The following is a 23,108-nucleotide window of genomic DNA, read 5'->3' on the forward strand; positions in this document are numbered from 1 at the left end:
GGACTCGCGAAATCGCTAACTCAATTTGCCGCCGTCCATATGGATTTCAATGAATGTATTTCCGCCTTTATCACACTGAGTTGGCCTTCGCTCCGTATATCATAGGTGTTGGCGGGTTTTCCCGGCATAAAGCAAGAACTTATCACGGCCTCTCCACCATTACCAAAAACTTCCACAGTGTTATGATCTAAGAGAATACGCAGGTTAATTTTTCCATTGATTGGTCGTAGGAGAGCCTGACCCAAATTATTTTGATCGTTCATCTCCCCTGCGGTCTGCGCGACCCAATCGTCAACGATTATCCCATTACGCATCGCAGGCCCACCACACGCCAAGCTTTGTGTTTTAGCATTGTACGATACAGTTACGTCGCGCAACACCAACTCAAATGATGTAGAACGGCGAACATCAAACTCGAACTCCATGTCATATCGCTCTCCGTCTAACATCTTTAGACGTTGCTTCCCTTTTATCGTTTCATTTTTGAGCGTAGTGGTTTTTTCGTACAGATGCCGGATTTCCTGAATGGGATAACGGAAGGCCTTCAAACCCTCATCGGCCGTGGTTCGTAATGTGATTTCGGTTGGAAAACTCATTTGCTGTTCGAATGGCATTCCCGGGTAACGTTGCGTGGGCATCCAGGCAATACTGACACACCTGTCATCCGGCATGTTACTCCAAGTCATCGCAGCATAATAATTTGTACCGTAGTCTCCCCGCAAAACTTCGGTTTCCGGTTTGAAATTTTTACCGTCGAAATTACCGATAACATAATCGCCATTAGCACCAAAGAATAACCACTTCTTGTTTTTTGGATCGCCATCTAATGGCAATGGTGCGAAACCAGGGCATTCCCGCACACCCTTTACCGATAACGAGCTCAAATGGCTCCACTCCTTCAGGTCGGTGGAACCGAACAGCCCAAATTCGTCAGGGTCGTCCATAAATAAAGCCATGATCCATTGTTGGGAGGCTTCATCCCACACCACCTTCGGATCGCGATTTTCGGCCTTTATATGTTTCAATACCGGATTTTGATCGTAATAGGTAAACGTATTACCGCCATCCGTACTATAGGCGATGCACTGTGTATTCAACGGTCCCAATCCACGACCGGGGTTTCCCCCATTGGTGATAAATGCAATAAGCGTTTTGTCTTTCCCCGTTTGGAATCCCGCCACGTTATCCGCATCGACGATGGCCGAACCAGACCAACAACCCGACCACACTTTGTGGGGGGTGATATGACTGGAAATCTGTTCCCAATGTACTAAATCCTTGCTGACAGCATGCCCCCAGTCTTTATACGCTCCCGGTCGATGGGGCGGCATATATTGAAAGAACAGATGATAGACACCGTCATAATACACAAGGCCATTGGGGTCATTCAACCAATTCTTCTTGGCCGTGAAATGGAATTGGGGGCGGTGCTTTTCCGTGTAATAGGCGGGCCGCCCGTCCGCTAATTCATCAACTTGAGACAGCTGCACAATGCAAGGGTCGGGCAGGAACTTATCCCACAACGCCACGATATCAATGAAGCCCTTAAATGTCGCCTTGAGTGCATCCTTGTCGACATCCGCGTATCCGTACTCTTTTTTATACTCAGCCCCGATTAGCATGGGCCGCCGATTCCAATCGCGAATCTGACCAACGGTCACTTCATCATCACGCAATTTTCCATTAACGTAAAGCTGTGATGTTTTCCCATTGAAGCGGAAAATAATATCCTGCCATGCATTCCACTCGGTCTTTGGCAATAGATAACGTAACAAATGTGCGCCTGCAATTTCGTCGCTACCGATCTTTGCTTCGATATAAACAGCTCCATCAACCCTATTCAGCACAATGCTATACGCCAAATTATGGTCATCACCGGCCTTGGTGAGGATCGGAGAATAACCGTCAACAGCAGTTGCACGTGCGCGGACATAGAGTGTTATTTCTTTGCCGCTGAGATTTAACTCTTCCTGTGCTCCCTGGCCTGCATCAAGCCACGAGGTTCCCCCAAAATACGCGGCGCTGCCTGCCCCCCCGCGTTGTTTAGATAAGGAAGCTTCATCGCCTTCGAGAGGAACGATTGAGACGTTGCCATGGTTTGTTAAACGGCTATTCACTCCCACCCCATCATCTAAACCGTCAAACGTCCATACAGCAACACTATCCTCATAAACATTTACCTGGCGATCAGATGTACCAATCAGCAAAACGAGCAAAAAACTGCATATAGCTAATCTTATCATCATATCATATTTCTACCTTACCAACCTGCATTTTGTTTATACAGTCCCTTCACGTAGCTGATCTGTACTTCCGGAATCGGAAAGTATTCGTCCCGATTTTTAGTAAAGTTGGCGTCTCTCAGGTAGGACCGTCTCGTCTTTTCGACCGCAAAATACGCATTAAGCTGCTCGGCCGCAATACCCCAGCGTACCAAATCGAAGAACCATTTGCCTTCGGTTGCAAATTCCAGGTGACGTTCCCAGCGGAGTGCCTGCATCGCAAAATCCTTGGTCCAGGCCGGGCAATTCACGCCTGGCCGGTAAGGCTGTACATCAAATCTGCCGGTCGGGGTTCCATCGGCAAATTTCAACCGATCGGTACTGTTGGCCGCGCGTTCCCTGATTTCGTTGATCAGCCGAAGTGTTTCGTCCATCTCCTGTTCGAGTTGGATCAGCGCCTCGGCACGCCAAAGCATCACCTCATCAAGTCGCAGCACATCCCAGTTTAAACCCGCTCCCATAAATGGGTTCGTCTTTTTAAAGCAGTCGGACGTAGGCGAAACGAGTAATTTCTGGCTCATGGAATAGCCGTATACTTCCGGTGTACGCACCCAATTTTCACCCATGATATAGGAAGGCTCATATTTCCACGGCATGCCGGGCACAGCCGCCGTGTGCATCAGGCGCGGGTCCATCGGGGTAGCAGCAAAAGCGTCTTTGTTATCCAGTAGGATACCTGTATTGAAATTTTCGAAATCCGGCACACCGTTTACAGTTTTATAGCGGTTCAGCATGTTTACAGACGGCTGCAGAAAGCCGCAGCAGCCATAGTCTGAATTTACCGGCGATACCAGCCACGAATTCAGGCGTCCCGTCTGCGTATCCGTGGTATACTGGATTGCCCAGATGGACTCCGTACCATTTTCATACTCACACAGGAAATTCTCTGCAAAATCCGGTGCCAGGCGCTTTCCGGAATGGTCAATGATGTCTTTACACAGCGCCGCCACTTCGGTAAGTTTTTCGCGGTTGATGTTAATTACATTGTGGTTGTCGTCCTGCTCATACGCCGCAAAAATCAGTGCTTTCGCCAGATAGGCTTTCGCGGCAAAACCCGTGGGCCGGCCCACTTCAGCTTGTGCATCCGGCAAAACACTGGCCGCGAAGCGGAAGTCCTCAATTAATTTCCCCCACAGCTCTTGATCCGACAATGCGTCATTACTCACCTGATCATACATATCCTGCGGCGTATCCTCATCGATGTAAGGGAAAAATTTGAAACACTGTTTCATATACATGTAAATGTGACCGCGGAGAAACCGTAGCTCCGCAATGCGCTGTTCGCGTAGCGGATACTGCTCGGCAGTGAGGTTCTTGACTCTTCGCAATGCATCGTGAACACGTCCAACCGCGACATAATGCACCCACCAGAGGTTATCCAGATCGCCGACGTTGGTGGGTTGCATATAGGTGAAGGTTTCCCAACGGTTCCTTTCGGCATTGTCATTGGTGCCCGATCCGCCCTTATACGCTTCGCCACCGCGTACCGAACCCTCCTCGTAAGGCATGCCCATCTGTTTGTTGAAGTGATTCTGCCCAACAAATGAGTAGGCGGCATTGATCATTTTTTCGACTTGCTCCGGCTCATTCAGATCTTCATCCGAAACAACACCCTGAGGCTTGGTATCCAGCATGGACTCGCACGCACCGAATAGCATCAGGATGACACCGAGACTGAATAGATTTAATGGTTTCATAATTTTTTGTCTTAAAATTTACAGTTAGAATGAAACGTTTAGGGCAAACGTCATCGAAAATGGCAGTGGATACCCGCTTCCCGGAGTTTCCGGGTCCAAACCGGTATAGGGATTGTCGCCCCACGTCTTCTTAAGAAGCAATACGTTGTCTGCACGCAAATCCAGGCGCACCCGTTTCATGTTCATCCGATCCAGCAACGTACCGGGAAGGGTATACCCCAACTCCACGTTCCGGATTTTCATATCGGAACCGCTTTCTACGTAGTACGTGGAAAACCGACCTTCGTCGTTGTAATTATTGATGGATATGGCCGGGATGGTGGTATGGGTATTGGTTGGTGTCCAAGCGTCCAACAGACGGGTACCATAGTTCTCTCCGGAGGTACTCAATGCATAGATATCGGTCCATGATTTCCAGCCCTGTACATTGAGTTTCTTTCCGACCAGCCCGTTGAAGAACACGGCTAGGTCAAAGTTTTTCCACGTAACGCCTACGTTGACCCCGTACTCTGCGGCCGGATCCTGATTGCCCAGCCAAGCACGGTCTTCCTGATCAATCTTACCGTCTTCGTTTATATCCCGAAAACGGATGCGCCCCGGAGCCGCACCCACCTGCGTGGCGTGTGCATCGACCTCGGCCTGCGATTGGAACAAGCCGTCAACAATGTAACCATACATGGATGAACGCGAGCGTCCCAAGATGTTCTCATCGGTTCCGTTCCCGGCGAAATTATTGATGACTTCGTCGGGCACCTTCAAGATCCGCTGCTTATTGTGCGAAACCACGCCACTGATGTTCAAACCGACATTACCGAAATTATCTGCATAATTCAGGGTCAATTCGATACCCTTATTATCAATATCTGCACCATTTAACCACATTTGAGCACCTTCACCCAAGGTCGCAACCGTGCCCGGTTTCATCAAGATATCGGTGGTCTTTTTGAGGTAATAGTCGAGTGAGCCGCCAAACTTACCGGCAAAAAAGGCAAAGTCCAACCCTAAGTTATGCTGGGTGGTCGTTTCCCACCGCAGGTTCGGGTTGTCGCGTTGCGTACGGCGGAAGCCGGAAGGCAGGTTGCTCCCTCCCTCCCCGGTAAAATCATAGGCAGTACCCCAGTTCCAGTCCCATACGGAATTCAAATCGTAAAGCGGACTGTACATCAGGTAGGCCGCATAGTCATCGATCTGCGAGTTGCCGTTTTGCCCCTATCCATAGCGGAGTTTCAATTGGGAAAATCCGGAAAGTGCGTTTTGCAGAAACGGCTCATTATTCAGCACCCATCCAAAAGACACCGCGGGGAATGTAGCCCACCGGTTATTGGCCCCGAAGACCGAGGATGCATCCCGGCGAAGGGTACCGGAAGCCAGGTAACGATCGCCAAAGTTGTAGTTGAATTTTCCAAACCACGAAATCAGCGTATTGTTGCTGCCTCCGCCCCCATTTTCACGGTCTTCCTCGCCTGCATCCAACTGCATGTAATCCGGCGTTTCCAAGGCAAACACCCGGCGGCTTCCCCAGTGGGTCTGATACGAATGGTCAATTGTCTCCTGCCCGACCATCACATCGAAATTATGCTTATTGACATCGAACACATACTGCAGAATATTGCTGTTATTCCAATCGTAGTTATAGTTGGATGTCTGGTATACCCCATTCCGTGCCTCGCTCAGAAAGCCGGATTCATACGTCAAATCCATGGTCCGTCGCCAATAACCCACGAAATCAACCCCAAAAGACGAGCGGAAATTCAGACCTTTCAGTAACTCAACGTTTATGTACGTATTCCCAAACAGGCGCAGGTTATCCTGGTGATTTTGCTTGTTATCTGCTATCAGGCGTACAGGGTTCTGACGGTCGCTCATCCCGCCGATCGGCCCGCCCCAGCCTACGCCATCAACCGTATGTACCGGCACGATAGACATCAGCGATTTCGTACCCCCCAGGTTTCCATCCCCTACATTCGAACTGGAGCGCCATTGGGACACCGTGAAGTTCTCTCCGATTTTCACCTTTCCATCCAACCAGCTGTAATCCGTATTGATCCGTGCGTTGAAGCGCCGGAAAAAACTACCGTCGATAGTTCCCTTGTTGTCGTAATAATCCGCGGCAAAGAGCGCATTCCCGTTGTCTGTACCTGAAGACACGGTAACGTTGTATTGCTGAATCATGCCGGTCCGCAGAATCTCCTTTTGCCAATCGGTATCTGCTGAGCGCATCGTCTGTTCGATCGGATCGAGGTATTCGCGCCATGACACCTTGTCGAGCACCCAATTTCCGTTGGCATCCTGATGGTCTTCATACTGGTACAGGCCACCGAAATCGCGCACAAACCCAATCCCGACAAGGTTGGGGTCGGCCGCAGGATTATCGTTCTTAATCGCCCAATATTGGGCAATACCACGCTGTTCAGTGTTCATCAATTCAAAGGGTTTGGCACTGCTGGTGAGGGTATTGGAAGCGGTAAAATCGACGGTCGTTCCCTTCTTGCCGCGCCGCGTGGTAATGATAATCACGCCGTTTGCCGCGCGCGACCCATAAATGGAGGCCGATGATGCATCTTTCAATACCTGGATGGATTCGATATCCAGGGTCGCCAGCTCCGCCATGGAACGGGTGGTCGGAGTCCCGTCGATAATATACAGCGGATTGTTGTTGTTCAGCGTTCCCTCGCCGCGTATACGTACCGCTGCCGATGGATCGGGCGAACCGTTTACGGTAACGGCCATACCCGCCACCCTGCCCTGGGCGGCCCGCATGGCACTGCCCGTCGTACTGGAACGGAGCTGGTCTACGTTGATCACGGACACCGCCCCGGTTAAATCCGCTTTACGCTGGGTCGTGTAACCGGTCACAACCACTTCGTCGAGATTCAAGGCATCTTCCACTAAGCGGATGGTTAAATCCTGCCCGGTAGACGCGGCTATTTCTGTTGTCTTATAACCAACATAGCTGAATAGTAAGGTGCTGGTACTGGCAACGCGCAGGGTAAAGCGTCCATTGGCATCGGTACTTGTGCTGTTGCCTTTTGCCTCCTTTTCGACGACGGAGACATTGGCCAACGGTGCCCCGCTGTTATCCAGGACCGTGCCCGCTACCAAGATCTTTTCCTGGTTGATCATCAGGCTCCCCGTTCCAGCAACCCCCGGCCCGGCAAGCATGCTAAATAAAAGCAGGAGCACCACCTGGCCCACTGTTTTCTTTGTTTGAATTACTTTTCGTTTCATAATTTAGGGTTATTAATGATTAGTTATCTTTTCGATTTTTACATCCCGGATGGTGGCGTTACCATTTTTGACGTAGAAAAAGAGGTTTTTTCCTTTTTGCTCCGGCAACCGATTCACGACCGTCCGTTTGTTATTGACGCAGACATCAAAAAAATCTCCGTATACAATCACGTCCAAAAAAATCGGCTCATTCAGGCCTTTTACGGCATCAATCGATGTATTGTGCATGCGCACCGTTTCGTGATTCGGGTTCAGCGCCAATCGGTAGCCGCTCTCGTGCTCATCCGTCGCCCGCAAAAACAATCCTAACTCCTCGTAATTCCCATCCGGTTCGATGCGCATGGAAATCCGATAATTGTCGGGCAACTCATCCATTTCAGCTACGCCCATTTCGCCAGCCGCCGCGATGTTCAACTGCCCATCCCGGATGGCGACGACGGACGGAGAAGGCGTTTTGATTGCCGGAATGGTCATCGGGGATGACGCAGGTAGCACCTCTGGTAAGAATTTGGTAGACAACGTTCCATCCGGCTCTTGGTAAACTTCCCGGAAAAGTATCGTTCCGCCCCAAATCCGGTCGCCATCATCCTTATCACCGGCGCGGTAGGGCGAGTAGGCCACCGCAATACGGCGCCCGTTCTTAAACCGGGCAGTTTTGTAAACGCACTCAAAATGCGCAATCAAGCTTTGAGACTTGGGATAGATCCACGGCCCGTAAGGCGCTTTGGACATCACGTAATGGGTATGCCCCGCTATGCTATACAACAGGTAATACCAGTCATTCCATTTGAAATAATCCGCACATTCAGGTGTACCCTGCTGCCCGCGCAGGGGCGAATCCACTTCTTTCCAATTTTTCAGATCGGCCGAAACCAAGTGAACCAGGTAGCCACCGAAGCCGCCAATTGCCGGCTCCTTTAAGTTGCCCGAAACGAAAAGATGAAACAGGCTATCACTCCCCTTAAAGACCTTCGGGTCCCTGAAATCCCGACTGATACATTCCTCGGGCGCCAAGTAAAAGGGATTGGGTGATTGCTTCTCGTAGGTGTATCCACCATCGTTGCTGATTGCATAACTCAGTTGCTCATGCACACCGTTTGCGTCTTTCACACGGGTGGCATAAAATGCATAAAATAGTCCCTTATCCGCAATGACGGACCCGGTACAAATTGATTTTTCCCACGCTTCATTGTCGATACCCAACGCTACGGGGTGATGTTTCCAATGAACGAGGTCTGTGGTGGTACTCAACGCCCACTGATGCCCACCCAAGCCATCCAAACCGGCGTGATGCCCTTCATCCAATAGCCAATACAAGTAGAATGTACCGTTGTGGTAATAAGGCATGCCATCGCCCGAAAACAAATGCGGTTCGATGGGTTTGAAATATTGCAGCTGTGTTGTGCGTTGGATCGAAGGATTATAATCTTTGACCACCTGTGCCATTGAACACGCCGTAACCGACAAAAGAAATACGAAGACAATGTTGAATTTGTAAGGCATAATTGGCAATAATTTGTTGCCAAATATAGTGGCCCTATTTACAAAAACAAAAATATTTTATTGCAATTTATTATCATAATATTTACATTTAAAATCATTAAGCAAAGACAATTCTGATCAATTCTTGATAAAGAAAACCAAATCAGCCATTTAACAGCGCTAATTACATACATCAAATGTAAACTTATTAGTAAAAAATAATTTTTTATTTTACGAGAACGGGTCTACAAAATCCAAATAAAAGGTTGATCATCGCAGAAAAAGATCATACATTATTCCAATAAATACAAAATAATTTGACAAATAATATTACATTTGCGACCACAATGTAAACACCCACAAATATGTGTGCTAAAACAAGCTACAAGACGATCTACGACACGCTAAAGGACCAGATCATTAAGGAAGGATTTCTTCCGGGCGCCATGCTGCCCACGGAACAGACGCTTGCCAAGAGATACGATGTATCCCGGCCTACCATTGCCAAAGTGTATAACCAGCTACAGGAAGAGGGCTTTGTCAAGAAAACAAAAGGCTTGGGAACCGTGGTTACTTACCAGCATACCAACACTCCTTACACATTTGGTCTGTTGCTTCCAGGATCCGGGGAATCCGAAATATTCTCAATTATCAACGATCAACTGCTGCGGCAATCCGAATCCGGGATGTTTAATTGCTTTTGGGAAGGTGCCACCGCGAGCAGTGCCGAAATCCGGAAATCACTTATCGAATCCTGTCTTGAAAGTTATATCCAAAAAAAGGTGGATGGTATCTTCTTCTCCCCGCTTGAACGCGTGCCGGACGCCTACGAATTAAATCTCAAAATCTGCCGGGCCATCCGGGAGGCAAACATCCCACTGGTGCTGATCGACCGGGATATTCTCACTGCTCCAGACCGCAGCGAATTTGATGTGGTATCCATCGATAATTTCAGCGCCGGCTGCGTTATGGCACAGCATCTCATTGACCGTGGATGCGAAAAATTACATTTTTTCTACCGGCCGGGTTCCGCCAGCTCGGTAGATCTACGCATTTCAGGAGTCCGCGACACTGCGCTTAAACACGGTTATTCCTTTACGGAAAGCAACGTGTTCTGCGGGAGCCCAGAAGACCTGGAGTTAGTCAGGGGAATGGAGGTGATTGCCGGCAAAACAGGCATCATCTGTGCCAACGATTCGACGGCAGCCGTACTGATGTCGTCGTTGGACGACCTCGGAATCGAGATATCCAAGGATGTCCTCATCTGTGGCTACGATGATATGAAATACTCCAAACACCTGAAGCATTCGTTGACATCGTTCCGGCAACCCTGCGAGGAGATTGCCAACATCAGTATCGAGCTACTGATGCGCAGGTTGAAGGAAAACAACCGCATCCCGATTACCGTAAACCTTAAAGGAGATATCGTCATCCGTGAATCCAGCCAATTTCGCTAACCATTAATGTAAAAGAAAAATGAAACCAATTTATCCCTTTCTTATGATGATCAGCTGCAGCCTGCTTTTTATTGGCTGTAGTGAAAAGAAAAAGGCCGTTCAGATCGAGCTCAACGCGACCCCATGGGTGTTTTCGACGGACGTCCCACCGGCCAGTACGCTATCGCCACAGTCGGCCCAGGGCACCTTTGATGCACTTCCGGACAGCAGCAGTTTTACGATCAAGCTGGTAGCCACGCTTGGCAAGCATCTGCCTAGCGAGAGGCTGCTGCATATTCCCGGTGTGCTGGAAGTCACCACATTCCAGCACGATCCTTCTGACCGCAAACTCCAAAATTATCCGGCTTATCCGATGCCGGATGGCTCGGTGCCCGTATTTCAGGCGGCGCTACGGCTGCACCCCCTCCCAAACAGCACCGAAACCGAAGTACGGGATATGGTTATCGGCATTCCTTTGGGGATTTTAACCGAATCCACAGGCCAGCATGAAATCGTGCTCCATTTTTCTGGCGTACGGTGGTCGCTGTACGTAGACGGCGAACTGCTTGACAATGATTTCGCTTTGGGATACCCCCAATGGCCCGCCCGGCACACCTGGGAAATTGACCCGAACCTCGTTTCCAAAGCCGAACTTTTCCTCCCGGGCCTTGAGCCGGAAAAAGTGCCTTTAAAAACTCCCCGAATTGCGCACGACATCCAATACTGGACACCCGCAGGCCACAACACCTGGGTAGGTGATGTGGCCACCTTCTATCATGAAGGGCGGTATCACCTGTTCTACCTATTTGACAGGCGGGGCCATGCCAGCAAATTTGGGCGCGGGGGGCATTATTTTGAACACCTTTCAACGACCGACTTTATCAGCTGGACGGAGCATGAGGCCGCCACCCCCATTGAAAGCCAATGGGAAACGCTGGGCACGGGCACGCCATTTATTTCGGACGGCAAACTCTGCATCAGCTTTGGCCTGCATACCACCCGTATCTTTCCGAAAGAAGAAACCACCCTGCCGCTTCTATTGGATTATTACAACCAACATGGCGCTACAGGTTCGTTCGGGTACGACACCCTATCGGGGTATCCCGCCGGATCCACGTATTCCATCAGCGCCGACGGCATCAGCCAGTTCAAAAAGACACATACCTTATTCCACCATTGCGAAAACCCCAGTGTCTACACCGATCCGGAGGGCCGCCTGCGCATGCTGGCAAACTACGGCGCAAAGGGAACCTGGGAATCAAATGCGATCGAAGGTGGCTGGAAATCCATTAATCCCGGGTTTCCGCCGGGAGGCGACTGCACCTTTTTCTTCCGTTGGGGAAATTACGACTACGTGATCGGTGGCTTTACCGGTCTATGGTCAAAGCCCGCCGATGCGCCGGAGGATGGTTATACGGACGTTGTCAAACAAGGGCTCGATTTCTATAATGGGATGTGTGTACCTGCGGTTACGGAAATAAACGACGGCCGATTCCTGATGGCCGGCTGGATTCCGATTGCCAATTGGGGCGGAACGTTAAACATCCATGAAATGCTTCAGTTTCCGGATGGAAGAATCGGCACCAAATGGATGGAAGAGCTCATCCCGGTAACCGGAAAACAGCACACCTTGACCAATGAAATCAACGAAAACACCACGTTTGAGGTTGACAACCCTTCTTTCCTGCTGACATTTGATGTAAAGCCTGGTGAGGATCTATCCGGAAAACTTGCCGCTCTGTTCTCAGGAGAAGACGGGGCCGAGCATGCCTGCGAATTCCAATTGAGTCCGCATGAAAAAAGGGCGCAATACGGGCAGGGCTCCCTTCAGCAGTTCGCCGAACGGGAAAAGACCTTGCGCGAAGGTGGTTTTCCGAATCACGCCCGCCACTATGGCGTCGAAAACCTCTTCGGTACGGACGGACCCTTCTCCGTCCGCATGTTCGTCAAATACGACACCAAGTATGGTGGATCACAGATTGATACAGAAATCGCCGGTAAACGTACCATGATTACATTTTGCCCGGGTTTGAAAGTCGAAAAGCTCCTGTTTAGGTCGGATGATACCGGTATCCAAAACGTCAAGCTTGCGGCCTACGAACAATAGGCATCCTCCCCTTAGATACCGCTCGTTCCGCTACAGGGCGGGCGGTATCTGGTGGTGGCCCATTACAGGACGCTTACGCACCTGCAAATAAGGTCTTTCAAACATAGGGGTGATTTTACGCAAACCACCACTTACGTAAAATCCAGCTCGGGGTCGTCGTACAGATCGTTAACCAGCGTAGGTTTACCCTTTTCGAGCGATCCGAGGTCGACACGCTGATTGATTTTCTTGCCAGGCACATCTTCGGTGTACGCATTATAGAGGATCACCTGCGCATCGGTCAGCTCAAATAGGCTCGTTTCACCATCCGGCTGTTGCTCGTCCAACCCCTTCGCTACCGCCGGGTTAAAGCCGCCGTATTCCACCGTGTTGCACGTGATGTTCAGGTGGTGCGCCATGCCTCCGTCATAGATACTGATTGCCGTTACCGATGCCCGTGGCCCATCCGCCACTAAGGTAATCTTCAATCCATCGGGGAAGATAAAGGTCCGGCTTTTTCCTTTCCGTTGCTTATATAATTTCCCATTCAGGTTTTCGAACAGTGCCACGTGCTTTGCTCCGGTAGTTGGTTCGTCTCCCCACAGTTGCACGGTTGCATACTGATCCGGGAACGGCATAAACGTCATGGTGAGGGTAAGCCTCCCATCATCCCGCCGATCCAATTTAATACTCGTACCCTTTGACGAGGTGTAGGCGTAGTATCGGCCATCCTCTTCGTGTAAGCCGTTTGGCAGGCCAACCGCCTGGCAGGTGCCCAATTGGGGCAATCCATAATTCGTGCCCCCATCCTTCTTGCAGGAAGCGGACAACAACAAACAAGCCAACAGGGCCATCCTAAAATAACGAACTCCCATCATTTTTTAATCCTTTATCAGTTATAGGCGTGTATCGCACGAATAGAAAAAGGTCATCAATTACGTATGGCCCAGACGTGTGTCGTCATAAAAATCATTCACCTGATTCGGGTTATCTTTCGCCAGTGAGCCGATATCCACACGTTCATACACTTTATTGCCCGGCATATCTTCTGTGTAGGTGTTATAGAAAATCAAGCCCGTTTCCGTAAGTTCGAACGTACTGGTTTCCCCATCCGGCTGGATCGCATCCAACTGCTTCGCAAAAAAATCGTCAGCTGCGCTATACTCCCAGGTAAAACATGTCATATTGAGGTGCTGTACAATCGCACCGTCGTAGATGCTGATGGCTGTGATGCCGCCCATGTACCAAGGTGCTGTCGATACGTAGGTCATTTTCGTGCCATCCGGGAAAATAACGGATCGGTTGGTTCCTACCCGATCTTTGACATGCTTGCCATTCAGGTTTTCGTGACTCGCCGGACCTAAATCGCCGGGATCGGCGTCTCCCCAAAACTCGTAGGTAAAATTCGGATATGACTCGTAGCTCAGCGTTATAAGGAGTGATTCCTTCGATTTCCGCTTGATATCGATGATGGCACCGCCTGCGGATTTATACCGATAGGTGCCTTCTTCTACCAGCGTGAGGCCCAACCGGGGAGCTACGGATTCACAGGTGCCTAGCGCAGGCAATTTATTTTCGGTATCCTCCTTATCCTTTTTGCATGCCGTGGTGCAGAGTAGTATGCTGCAAATCCAGCTGCAGGTTTTCCATAAGCGGTTACGTTTATACATATATACATCGTTTACGGTGATATCGGAAGGTTACCAAAAAGGTCATCATGTTCAAATCGTTTGCAGGCTTAATAACGTTGCCCACAGACATTGCAATCAGACCGATGCGGTTTCCGGTTGTTCCAACTTGGTCCAGTAAAACGCGATGGTCACTGCTAGCCTTGGTCCGAGGGTAAAGTCCGCTCCTCGCATAAATATCCGGTTCACTTCGTCATAAAACCAGGGGATATCGTGAATGTGATTTCCGTCGAGGATCAATTCTTTTATAACTTCTTCGGACACGCTTGCTTTTTTTGGTAAAGATAGCCAAAACGCTTTTAAAAGGTCAGTTACCGTATGGTAAATAGCACATGATCAACCCGCAGATTAATTCGTTTTGCCTGATTTTCTCAGCATCATAAAAGCGAGTATTGTCGTTGCCAACCGATCCGGTTGGATCACATATAATTTGGATCACATATATAATATCATACACCCCTAAACAACATTTTCAACAATGTGTTTCGGAAGTCCACGGTATATCGCCTTTCTTACATACGTTCTTCGTTCAACACCAACTCGCCGTCGAACTTTTTGTCCAATACCAGCAACAAATTGGGTTCTATCGTAAAGCTCTGTCCGCTTCCTACTTCTGTCCGATACGTTACCACTAGTTGTCCCTCGGCATTCCGCTGTACGGATTCGACCCGGATGGCCGTTTCGTGGTCGGTTTCTCCCAATACGATGGCAACAGCGAACTGTTTATCAAAATCAATTTGAGTGGGCGCCCCTCCCTCCCCCATAACAGCCGCCGGACCGAAGACGCGGTTGAACTCCACTTCATCCGTTATTTTAGGGCTGTCCAAGGTTGTCACGTCGTTCTTGACGAAATAGCGCTCGGCTATCGTATAGGGCACGTCGGCCCCATCTGCTTCTGTGTGGGCGTCCGCCGTAGTTTCCGTTGCACGGTCTTCCGTGCTGCGGGAGGCCTGTTGGCATGCCACCAATGCCCCAACTGCTGCGGCAAAAACCAGGATTGTACCGAACCTTTTCACGCTCATCTTGTTAATTTTAAGCAAAACCCCATTATTAATTACTTTTCAAACCAGTCGCTACCAACTTCATGCCAATTCGTAACGCACTATTCCCAAGTGTACCCAGCGATTACCGCAGAAAGCCGCGGTGCCACCAACGCATGGAAAACATAAGGCTGTGCACCGTGCAACTTTTCGATGTTTGATGTGATCATCGTATCCCGATCGGTATACCTTGAGAATTCCCGATAGGGAAATTCAACATACGCCCAGTTCAGCGAAGGTCGCATACTGTCAATATGAAAACGGTGGTTCACCCGTAAACTATCCCAAGGGGGATAACGGTCGTGTCCACACTCTTTATCGTAAATGAGGATGAAATGGGGCCAACGGCATTTTACTTTTCTTCTGTTAGCGGTTCTCGGTATAGGGTTTACGTGGCCATCACCTCAGGGAGGCCCTCACGGGAAGAAATACCGGAAGTGGATCCGGTTGTTCAGGCAAGCCGAAGAACACCCCGATACGCCCAGTGATTCTGTTATGACGATGTGTGTGTTTATGTTTTACTGCGTTCACCCCGGAAACTCGCCGTATTCAGGCGCAGGCCTTGCAACCATTTACCTTGCCTATGCGTATATACCAAGGGCTTGTATGGAGGCACGTGACCGGAATCTCCAAGTCAGTGACCGGATAAGTGTAAACGTAGGAACATTTTTTTTGATGACCTTTTTCCTATCGGTACGATAGCCAAAAAGAACACGAACGAAAAGTACGTATCATGAAAAAAATAACCCTACCATTGTTGGTTCTGCTGCTTGCGGTAAATTCCTGCAAAAAAGATCCAAAACCAGGCCCGGAAGAACAGGTGCCCACCAACAAAGAATACGAGTGGGTAGATGCCACGGTAAGCTTGCCGGACGGCGTAAACTATTCGCTGGCCGGCCATGAGCTGAATGCGGTTGGGGAAGCGCTGGCCATCAGCGGTAACGGCGCGACCAAAGTGCCTAAGATGACAAATTCCGTTGCTATTTATGCGGTGACCAACGCATCGGGCGAACCCATCATGTTTGGTTACTCGACGCCGGGCAAGACAGAGATATCGCCGGAGGCAACCGCAAAGGTGACGCTTTTCACGCTTTACCGCCTTGCGGCCCTGCCTATTGAGGTGCAGGTCAAATTCCTGGAGGGTTTCGATAGCGACCAATCCGCAGCTCCTTACGTCGAAACGTTCGTAGAACGGTGGAAGACCGACCCCAAAACGCTGGTTAGCAAAAGCTATGTCCCGCTACTCAAAGCCTACCACATGACCTACAACGCAGGCAAAGACCGAGATGTGTCGGCCACGATGAAAACCATGGCAACCGAAGGCCGGTACCATTACGTGGAAACGGAAGAGGGCAAACTGGAAGATGGTTACTCGCTTGAGTTGGAAGACAATAGCAAATTCTACATCACCAACGAGGGGCCGCGCACGGCTACGGCATTCATCTACAAAACCAAAACCAAGAAGAATAACTCGCTGAATACGCAGACGCTCATCGACAAGTTTTCCGGCAGCACGGAGGCATCGCGGCAATGGTTTATCGAAAATGGCACCTACGTTCCCGACCGGAATTTCCTGGGCCTGGAAGTAAACTACCGGCAATTCATCTGGAACGGCAGGATTTTTTTCAACAAAGTGACGAGTGGGCCGCATGACCTTCCGTTGGAAGACGATGAGGAACTTGCCGAATACACCATCCGTATCGTGAATGCCGGAGCAAAGATACAGGATGACGAATTGACCGATGCGGAATGGGCTGCTTACGTAAAACACATGCATGCGGCGCTCGTTATCGATTTTTACCTGCCATTCATGGGTATCAGCCTTGGACTGGATATTGACGATTTCTATGCATTGAGCGCCGAGGAGCGCGTGGATAGGTTGGACGCCGCCTTCCGTGAGGCGGGTGTGCATACGCTCATCGAAGGGTACCTACGCGGAGGGCGCCTGCAGGAGATGCTGAAAACGCTGGAGACGTATTTCCAGTCGGAATCGACCAGCTATGGCGTTAAGTTGCACGAAGCAATTTTCAAGGCACTTGGCGTTGCTGTGCCAAGTAATCTTGCCGGGGCGGCCAAACGTTATGGTTACCTGAGCTATTACTTCGATGGTGCATCTTTTTGGAACACCGAACAGGAAGAACGGCTGTTCATGAACTATTACTGGGAAACCTACGGGCTCATCTCGCTAAATGCCACGGCACGTGCGGGCGTGGTCCGGGTGTCGCCGAGGCGGGCGAACATCAGCACGGCCGGCACCAACAATAAGGTACAACTGGAGGCAAAGATTGAAAGCGAGGAATTCAATGGGATATCCGGACTCACCTATCGCTGGCGTACACCTTCAACGTACGGCTCGTTGATCTCCGCAGATGGCTCGCGGGGCAATGAGCTAAAAGGCACAGCGGCTAACATCGAGTACCAGGCCGATTTTGCCCTCGGACGGGGCAAATCAGTGACGGAAAAGGTGTACGTGGATGTATTGAAGGACGATCAACTGGTGGGTACCGATTCGGCAGAGGTGACCATCGCCGAATCACGGTATCGGATATACCCCAACGGCATTACGCTGACAGGCAATGGCGACCGTGGAGCGACTACCGTGAACCTACGCGTCGAGCCGTTGAACGACGATGCACCGAAGATACAGGAGAACCCCGACCATGACTTCAAGGTGGTTTGGAGAACTGCGGGAAAACATGGGGGACTTCGGTGGAACGGTCAGTATGCCTCCTATTGGGTCACCGAGACAGAGGGCCTGAATAGCAATGTGGTCCAATACCGGTGTTCAGACGACCAAACCAAAGAAGGCGTGGAAGATGTGGAAGCCCTCATCTTCATGAAACCCAAAGGTGCTTTGGAGGCAGACTATGAATTGGTGGATATCGTGAAGGCCAGTATCAAGATTGATAATGATGAGAAAAAGAAGATCGTATACATCCCGCTGGTAGAGGTTCTTACAGATACGATCCAAGGAATCGGAAAAGATGCCTATCGGACCTGTATGGGCCGCGGCGTTGCCAATGTTCCGATAGAGAAAGATGCCATCAAATATTCTGCCCGTGCTATGGGCACTGGCATTAGCTGGGTAGATGGTAAGGTATGGAATTGGGATGCAGGGACAAATCCAGGTTGGTTTACCGGTTACGGTCATCCTCGTGGAATATCTGGCAATAATTATACGATTGCAGTTTCCGTTTTGGAACAAAGAAATGGGCCTGCCGATAATAGCGTGTGTCATACCGATTATCTGCCGGTATCCGGTATGGTGGAAGTCACGATTTGGCTGAAATAGTTTTTTCTCATAACATTCAGGGAGGTGTCTAAAAAGCCTTTTTAAAAAAGAGAGGCTGTCTCAAAAGTATGAAGTGCGGCGAAAACCAGGATTGTACTGAACCTTTTCATTCTCGTCAAACCGGTCGCCGCAACTTCATGCCAATTCGTGACGCACTATCCCCAGGTATACCCGGCGATCACCAAAGAGAGCCGAGGTGCCATCAACGTATGGAAAACATAAGGCTGTGCACCGCGCAACTTTTCGATGCTCGATGTGATCATTGTATCCCGATCGGTATATCTTGAGAATTCCAGGTAGGGAAATCAACATACGCCCAGTTCAGCGAAAGGCGCATACTGTCGATATGAAAACGGCGGTTCACCCGTAAACTATCCCAAAGGGGCGTGACGGTCGTGTCGGAACTCCTTACCGTAAATGAGGATGAAATGGGCCCAGCGGCACTTAACATACTGGAAATCAATTCTGCCGTTTGAGAGGTTTACGGGATATTCCCGGGGATGGCTTCGGAGCTTAGTCGTACCTTGGTTTGGTCTCAGATTGGACTTGGTCGTACCTTGGTTTGGTCGCAGCAGAACGAGTCCAAACCGAGGTGGCTTTGAGTTGGCACTGAGCTCCGAAGCCGGTTCCAGACGATCTCCGGTATCACTCCCCACCGATCCAAGCTCCATCCCATATCCTTCCCTATGTGCCTTTCTCCCGCTATGTAGCCGCTTACTCTTCGCTAAGGTGCCGCTTTTCGGGCTTTTTACCGAGATATATGCGGGACATATGCGGATAGGACCCGAAGGAAGGGTAAGGGAAGGTGGACTAAAGCACAGGACTTGCACGGATTTCCGAAGACCAGTCCCACTAACTCCTGCCTTTTTCCTGCCGTTGTTCTGCCGTAATCTAACCGGTATGTATGTTTCATCTATGCCGTGACTACCGATTTGATAGATACGGGTTAGATACGCCTTAATGAATTCATAGAAAATATCAGGAGAAAGGCAGGAGAAAGTACGAAGAAAGGCTGAAGCTGTTCGGGAGAATTCCGAAGGGGTGTTTCGTAAATGTCATACATACCGCAGGCCTATATCGTAAATTGGTTGCGTTCGTTTGGGGCAATAGCATGCCCCTAAGCGTAAATTTTGCTTCATTTTTTTACACCGAATCAAACAGGTGCTTTGACTATGTTCTTGTAAAGATTCTTAGTTAAACTTAGTACCCAGGGCCGGGATCGAACCGCTATCGCGCTTTCCCCTTTTTGGGCTCTGAAGCCGGTTAGTTGATGTTGTTTAATTGGTACCATAGGTTTTGATGTTTATCAAAACCTCTTAACCAAAGGGGGATGTGCGCAGGGTGATCTATACCGCCAATCCCATTGAGAGGCTGCGTACGCAGGTATACAGACATGATTCAAGAGATTGATCAATGGCTTATAAAAATCGTATTCACCCATGCTTAACGACCTCTTTCTTCGTGGCTTTAATCCAACTTTTGCTCAAGTATCGGCAGACCGACCAGTTGTACTTCTCCCTTATCTTAGTGATGTACACGGTGGCACCTTTCCGCTGGTCAAGGAGTTTTCACACCACATCCGGAACGATAAAAGGTGACCGGTACTCGCGGGTTAGCAACGCGTCGGCTTCCGGATCGTTGATGAATTTCATGGCTACCGGATCGAAATCCAGTGTTCGCCCCACGCGATACGCAATATTGCCAAGATGGATGAGCGCACAGGAATAAAATCCTTCCCTAATGTCTCCTTTTGCCAATTTTTGGTCGTTATACCGGATTGCATCGATAAAATCTGCATAGTGGTTACCGAAACCTTTTCCATTTTCCCCTGGCTCCTTCTTATCGCCCATAAATGTTTGCCATTGATTGAGGTTCTTAGTCATGTAGCCTTTTGATCCAAAAAACAAGTTGCCTACCTCGTTATCCGAACTCACCATATACGTGTTGTCATTCGGGTTTTCCCCGCCGATTCCTTCGGAATTTGAAAGCCAATGGCGAACCTCAAATTGCAGGAGCTTTTTCGCGTCGCCCCCACCCTGGACGTTTGGAAATTCAAAGACAGTGAGTTGCGTATTGGGTGTTTGCTGGTCATCGTCAAACATGAAATGGCCGCCAATTGAGCTGATCCTGGTAGGCAACGTAACATTAAGCCCCCACCGGGCAATATCGATCTCATGAACCCCCTGGTTGCCGATATCGCCGTTTCCATAATCCCAGTTCCAATGCCAGTTATAGTGGAAGCGGTTTTTCGAAAACGGGCGCTCGGGCGCCGGGCCCAACCACAGGTCATAATCTATGCCTGGAGGGATCGGTTCGTCTGGCGTGCGCCCGATGGTATTGCGCCGTTTATAGCAAATGCCTTTGGCCATATATACTTCACCGAGTTTCCCCGCATGCAAAAAATCAGCCATGCTTTCCGCACAGGGGTTGCTCCTTTGCTCGGCCCCGTCCTGTACAATGACCGGGTACTTTTCTGCGGCTTCCACTAACTTACGGCCTTCGTAAATATTATGGCAACACGGTTTTTCGACAGAAACATGTTTGCCCGCTTGTATTGCCCATATCGCGGCCAACGCATGCCAATGGTTCGGTGTTACAATGGAAACAGCATCAACCTCCTTATTTTCATACAAGACGCGCAAATCGGTATATGTCTTTGGCGTTTCCAGTCCCTTGTCTACAAAGTGCTTTTTTATTCGGGGTTCAAAAAAATTCCGATCGATGTCGCATAGCGCGGTCACCCGCGCGTTTTTGAGCTTTGAATAACCCTCGATGTGGTTTTGCCCCATTCCGCGTATGCCAATGACTGCCACGTTGACCCGTTCGTTGGATCCAAGAATTGAAGCGTAGGATTTTGCACTCATGCCAGTCGTTGTCAGTGCCGCACCGGTGGCGCCAATCATACCTTTGCGGATAAATTCCCTTCTTTCCATAGATTTAATCAGGTTAATGAAATGAGTTAGTTGCACTTCGCTTAAACCGTAAAGTTACACCTTTGATCAAACTTTATGATAAATGCGTTGATTTTTTCTCCGACCTATTGGTTTATGGGTTTAAATTCTTCCGGGCTGCAATGGCGATAGTCAAAAAGTTGTGGCACTAGTTTTTAGTGCAATACGTTACTGGGCCGACGGTCATTTAGGGCCAGAAATAGCCCGCTAATCCCGATGACAAGGTAACTCACCAGCCAAGAAAAAAGAATGAGATGATTTTTGCGGTTTTTGTTGCATGTGGATCGAGATTAAATCCGTTCGCAATTCAGCAAATGCAGGAAGCATGATGTCAATTCCCAACGCTGTCAGCGTCATGGATGAAGCCGACAATGCTATAAACTCACCTTGTTTCATTTTCATAGAATCCCGCGTTTGAATTCCGCTCCGCTATACTTATTGAATAGATTATCTGAAATTCGTCGCGCTCGTCGTAGCATAGGATGTAAAACAGGTGAACGGCCGGATTGAATCTCGCCAATTACCTCGAATCCGTGACGCTCATATAATGAAATATTCCTAGGGTTTGAAGATTCAAGATACGCAATTAATCCGTCTTGGTCAACGGCTTTGAGTGCCTCACTCATCAATGCGGAGCCTACACCCGTACCCTGATATGCTGGGTCGACACCTATCATTGGCAAATACCAATGCGGTTCGGTAGGGTGAAATTTTTCCATCTGCTCAAAAATTGCCGGCAAATTTTCCTTTACATCGTCACCAACGTTTTCACCAAACAGCCTAATCAGCGATTCCTCATCAGATCCGGCACCGGGCGGCAACCACAGGGCCGCGCCTACGAAACCAGGGGCAATATAGGCTGTCCGTCCTTGGAATGCACTTCCGCCGAAAGCCTTCGCTATCGAAGGAAAAGTTGCCAAATAGACTGTTGGGTCCGGTAGAGACCAGCGGACCATTGGATCAGTACTGAATGCCAATGTTAATGCATCGATGGCTCCACTTTCATCCGAGGTTTGAGCGATTTTTATAGTTGTGTCGCGCCGTCCATTCATTTAACAAAAATAGGTTCTATTCCATACTTTAAAGGGGTGTCTACTGGACTTTCTGGCGGGGCATTTTGGACATGACCTGACCATCTGTGATGCAGGAGCGGCACGGGACTTTTACAAGGCGGTAGTCGGCTGGAGCGACGATGAAATGCCAATTCAAGACGATGAGCGTCCCACAGCGGCTACATCATGAAAGATGCCGATGGCAATTGGGCTGGCAGACCAAAATGAGTATTCGGTTCCAGCAAGACATGCACCAGTTACTATCAAAGTAATTCGATAACTTTGCATTATGGCTTTATTAGCCAAAAAGTTATGAATAGACATTCTAAAGAGAATTTTTTTCAACTCCGCCCTGGTGTTAAGCCTGTGGACACGTCCGTAATGTTTACTGTGCGTTGGGAAACCGAAAAGCTGCGGGTGACGAACGAAAATGTCAACTGCCTGTTCTCTAACCTGGATCCGCAATCGTTCAATGAGGCCTACAACATTTTCTTACAACACCTGAACCCGGATTTTGAGCCACTGATGATCGATGGGATGGCTTATGCATTGAATTCGACCGAACAGGAATGTTTCGTCCAGCGTTTCATTACGAATTGGATATACTATTATACGATCAACAATCTGGATATCAAGGTATGTCAAGAGGATTTCGATCATCCTTATACAGCAGACTACCTATTGCCCTTTATCGATGAAAAATACGGACCGGATACATCGGCAAGTCTGGCTTTGGGTGCTAAGATACTGCGTATGGATACGGACCTGTATGCAAAGCTAGTGGCATACAGGAGGTGGTACTACGATCGTTGAGTAGTGGCATTATTTACAGTAAGCTCAGTTCGATCGAAGATCCAATACCGCCTCATCGGTC

The 23,108-nt window shown here is 49.3% G+C and carries 19 protein-coding genes; 5 read left to right on the plus strand and 14 right to left on the minus strand.

Annotated features, from left to right (window positions below; all coding sequences use genetic code 11):
- Positions 1–20: 20 nt before the first annotated feature.
- Genes IEX60_RS14695 through IEX60_RS14715 form a run of 5 tightly spaced genes read right to left on the minus strand, consistent with a single transcriptional unit; the run spans position 21 to position 8,710 of the window.
- Positions 21–2,246, minus strand: a complete 2,226-nt coding sequence (locus tag IEX60_RS14695; protein ID WP_188751926.1) for a GH32 C-terminal domain-containing protein — start codon at positions 2,244–2,246, stop codon at positions 21–23.
- A 14-nt stretch (positions 2,247–2,260) separates the two neighbouring features.
- Positions 2,261–3,979, minus strand: coding sequence for a RagB/SusD family nutrient uptake outer membrane protein (locus IEX60_RS14700; RefSeq protein ID WP_188751929.1), 1,719 nt, complete (start codon positions 3,977–3,979; stop codon positions 2,261–2,263).
- Between the two features lie 24 nt (positions 3,980–4,003).
- The gene (locus IEX60_RS14705) at positions 4,004–5,143 is read right to left on the minus strand and encodes a TonB-dependent receptor domain-containing protein (protein ID WP_188751931.1); all 1,140 of its coding nucleotides are present in this window, start codon (positions 5,141–5,143) and stop codon (positions 4,004–4,006) included.
- Positions 5,144–5,188: 45 nt separating this feature from the next.
- Positions 5,189–7,207: a SusC/RagA family TonB-linked outer membrane protein gene (locus IEX60_RS14710; RefSeq protein ID WP_188751932.1), complete on the minus strand. Its 2,019-nt coding sequence runs from the start codon at positions 7,205–7,207 to the stop codon at positions 5,189–5,191.
- A gap of 12 nt (positions 7,208–7,219) precedes the next feature.
- Positions 7,220–8,710: a glycoside hydrolase family protein gene (locus tag IEX60_RS14715; RefSeq protein WP_188751935.1), complete on the minus strand. Its 1,491-nt coding sequence runs from the start codon at positions 8,708–8,710 to the stop codon at positions 7,220–7,222.
- Positions 8,711–9,054: 344 nt separating this feature from the next.
- Between IEX60_RS14715 and IEX60_RS14720 the strand changes: the two genes are divergently transcribed.
- Together IEX60_RS14720 and IEX60_RS14725 are read left to right on the plus strand one after the other, a co-directional pair.
- Positions 9,055–10,146: a GntR family transcriptional regulator gene (locus IEX60_RS14720; RefSeq protein ID WP_188751937.1), complete on the plus strand. Its 1,092-nt coding sequence runs from the start codon at positions 9,055–9,057 to the stop codon at positions 10,144–10,146.
- A 19-nt stretch (positions 10,147–10,165) separates the two neighbouring features.
- On the plus strand, positions 10,166–12,232 hold the full coding sequence (locus IEX60_RS14725) for a glycoside hydrolase family protein (protein WP_188751939.1): 2,067 nt from the start codon (positions 10,166–10,168) through the stop codon (positions 12,230–12,232).
- A 131-nt stretch (positions 12,233–12,363) separates the two neighbouring features.
- Here IEX60_RS14725 and IEX60_RS14730 read toward each other — a convergent pair whose 3' ends face one another.
- The 5 genes from IEX60_RS14730 to IEX60_RS14750 all read right to left on the minus strand — a co-directional run bounded on the left by IEX60_RS14730 (position 12,364) and on the right by IEX60_RS14750 (position 15,184).
- Positions 12,364–13,089, minus strand: coding sequence for a hypothetical protein (locus tag IEX60_RS14730; RefSeq protein WP_188751940.1), 726 nt, complete (start codon positions 13,087–13,089; stop codon positions 12,364–12,366).
- 57 nt (positions 13,090–13,146) lie between these two features.
- On the minus strand, positions 13,147–13,881 hold the full coding sequence (locus IEX60_RS14735; protein ID WP_188751941.1) for a hypothetical protein: 735 nt from the start codon (positions 13,879–13,881) through the stop codon (positions 13,147–13,149).
- Positions 13,882–13,977: 96 nt separating this feature from the next.
- Positions 13,978–14,163 carry a hypothetical protein gene (locus IEX60_RS14740; protein ID WP_188751942.1) on the minus strand — a complete coding sequence of 62 codons (186 nt, stop codon included), beginning with the start codon at positions 14,161–14,163 and terminating at the stop codon, positions 13,978–13,980.
- A 248-nt stretch (positions 14,164–14,411) separates the two neighbouring features.
- Positions 14,412–14,921: a hypothetical protein gene (locus IEX60_RS14745; protein WP_188751943.1), complete on the minus strand. Its 510-nt coding sequence runs from the start codon at positions 14,919–14,921 to the stop codon at positions 14,412–14,414.
- Between the two features lie 80 nt (positions 14,922–15,001).
- Entirely contained in the window at positions 15,002–15,184 is a 183-nt protein-coding gene (locus IEX60_RS14750) for a hypothetical protein (protein WP_188751944.1), read from the minus strand.
- Between the two features lie 79 nt (positions 15,185–15,263).
- Here IEX60_RS14750 and IEX60_RS14755 point away from each other — a divergent pair, with 79 nt between their 5' ends.
- Together IEX60_RS14755 and IEX60_RS14760 are read left to right on the plus strand one after the other, a co-directional pair.
- Positions 15,264–15,641, plus strand: coding sequence for a hypothetical protein (locus IEX60_RS14755; RefSeq protein ID WP_188751945.1), 378 nt, complete (start codon positions 15,264–15,266; stop codon positions 15,639–15,641).
- 31 nt (positions 15,642–15,672) lie between these two features.
- Entirely contained in the window at positions 15,673–18,231 is a 2,559-nt protein-coding gene (locus tag IEX60_RS14760; RefSeq protein ID WP_188751946.1) for a hypothetical protein, read from the plus strand.
- Between the two features lie 371 nt (positions 18,232–18,602).
- On the opposite strand, the gene IEX60_RS14765 is transcribed toward IEX60_RS14760, so the two are convergent.
- The 4 genes from IEX60_RS14765 to IEX60_RS14780 all read right to left on the minus strand — a co-directional run bounded on the left by IEX60_RS14765 (position 18,603) and on the right by IEX60_RS14780 (position 22,234).
- The gene (locus IEX60_RS14765; RefSeq protein WP_188751948.1) at positions 18,603–19,061 is read right to left on the minus strand and encodes a hypothetical protein; all 459 of its coding nucleotides are present in this window, start codon (positions 19,059–19,061) and stop codon (positions 18,603–18,605) included.
- A 738-nt stretch (positions 19,062–19,799) separates the two neighbouring features.
- Positions 19,800–21,164: a Gfo/Idh/MocA family protein gene (locus IEX60_RS14770; RefSeq protein WP_188751950.1), complete on the minus strand. Its 1,365-nt coding sequence runs from the start codon at positions 21,162–21,164 to the stop codon at positions 19,800–19,802.
- 225 nt (positions 21,165–21,389) lie between these two features.
- Positions 21,390–21,584, minus strand: coding sequence for a hypothetical protein (locus tag IEX60_RS14775; RefSeq protein WP_188751952.1), 195 nt, complete (start codon positions 21,582–21,584; stop codon positions 21,390–21,392).
- The gene (locus IEX60_RS14780; RefSeq protein ID WP_188751954.1) at positions 21,581–22,234 is read right to left on the minus strand and encodes a GNAT family N-acetyltransferase; all 654 of its coding nucleotides are present in this window, start codon (positions 22,232–22,234) and stop codon (positions 21,581–21,583) included. The genes IEX60_RS14775 and IEX60_RS14780 overlap by 4 nt, the downstream gene beginning before the upstream one ends.
- Positions 22,235–22,546: 312 nt before the next feature.
- Here IEX60_RS14780 and IEX60_RS14785 point away from each other — a divergent pair, with 312 nt between their 5' ends.
- Positions 22,547–23,047 carry a hypothetical protein gene (locus IEX60_RS14785; protein ID WP_188751956.1) on the plus strand — a complete coding sequence of 167 codons (501 nt, stop codon included), beginning with the start codon at positions 22,547–22,549 and terminating at the stop codon, positions 23,045–23,047.
- Positions 23,048–23,108 lie beyond the last annotated feature (61 nt).

It is taken from the genome of Parapedobacter defluvii (assembly GCF_014642075.1).
Lineage (GTDB): Bacteria > Bacteroidota > Bacteroidia > Sphingobacteriales > Sphingobacteriaceae > Parapedobacter > Parapedobacter defluvii.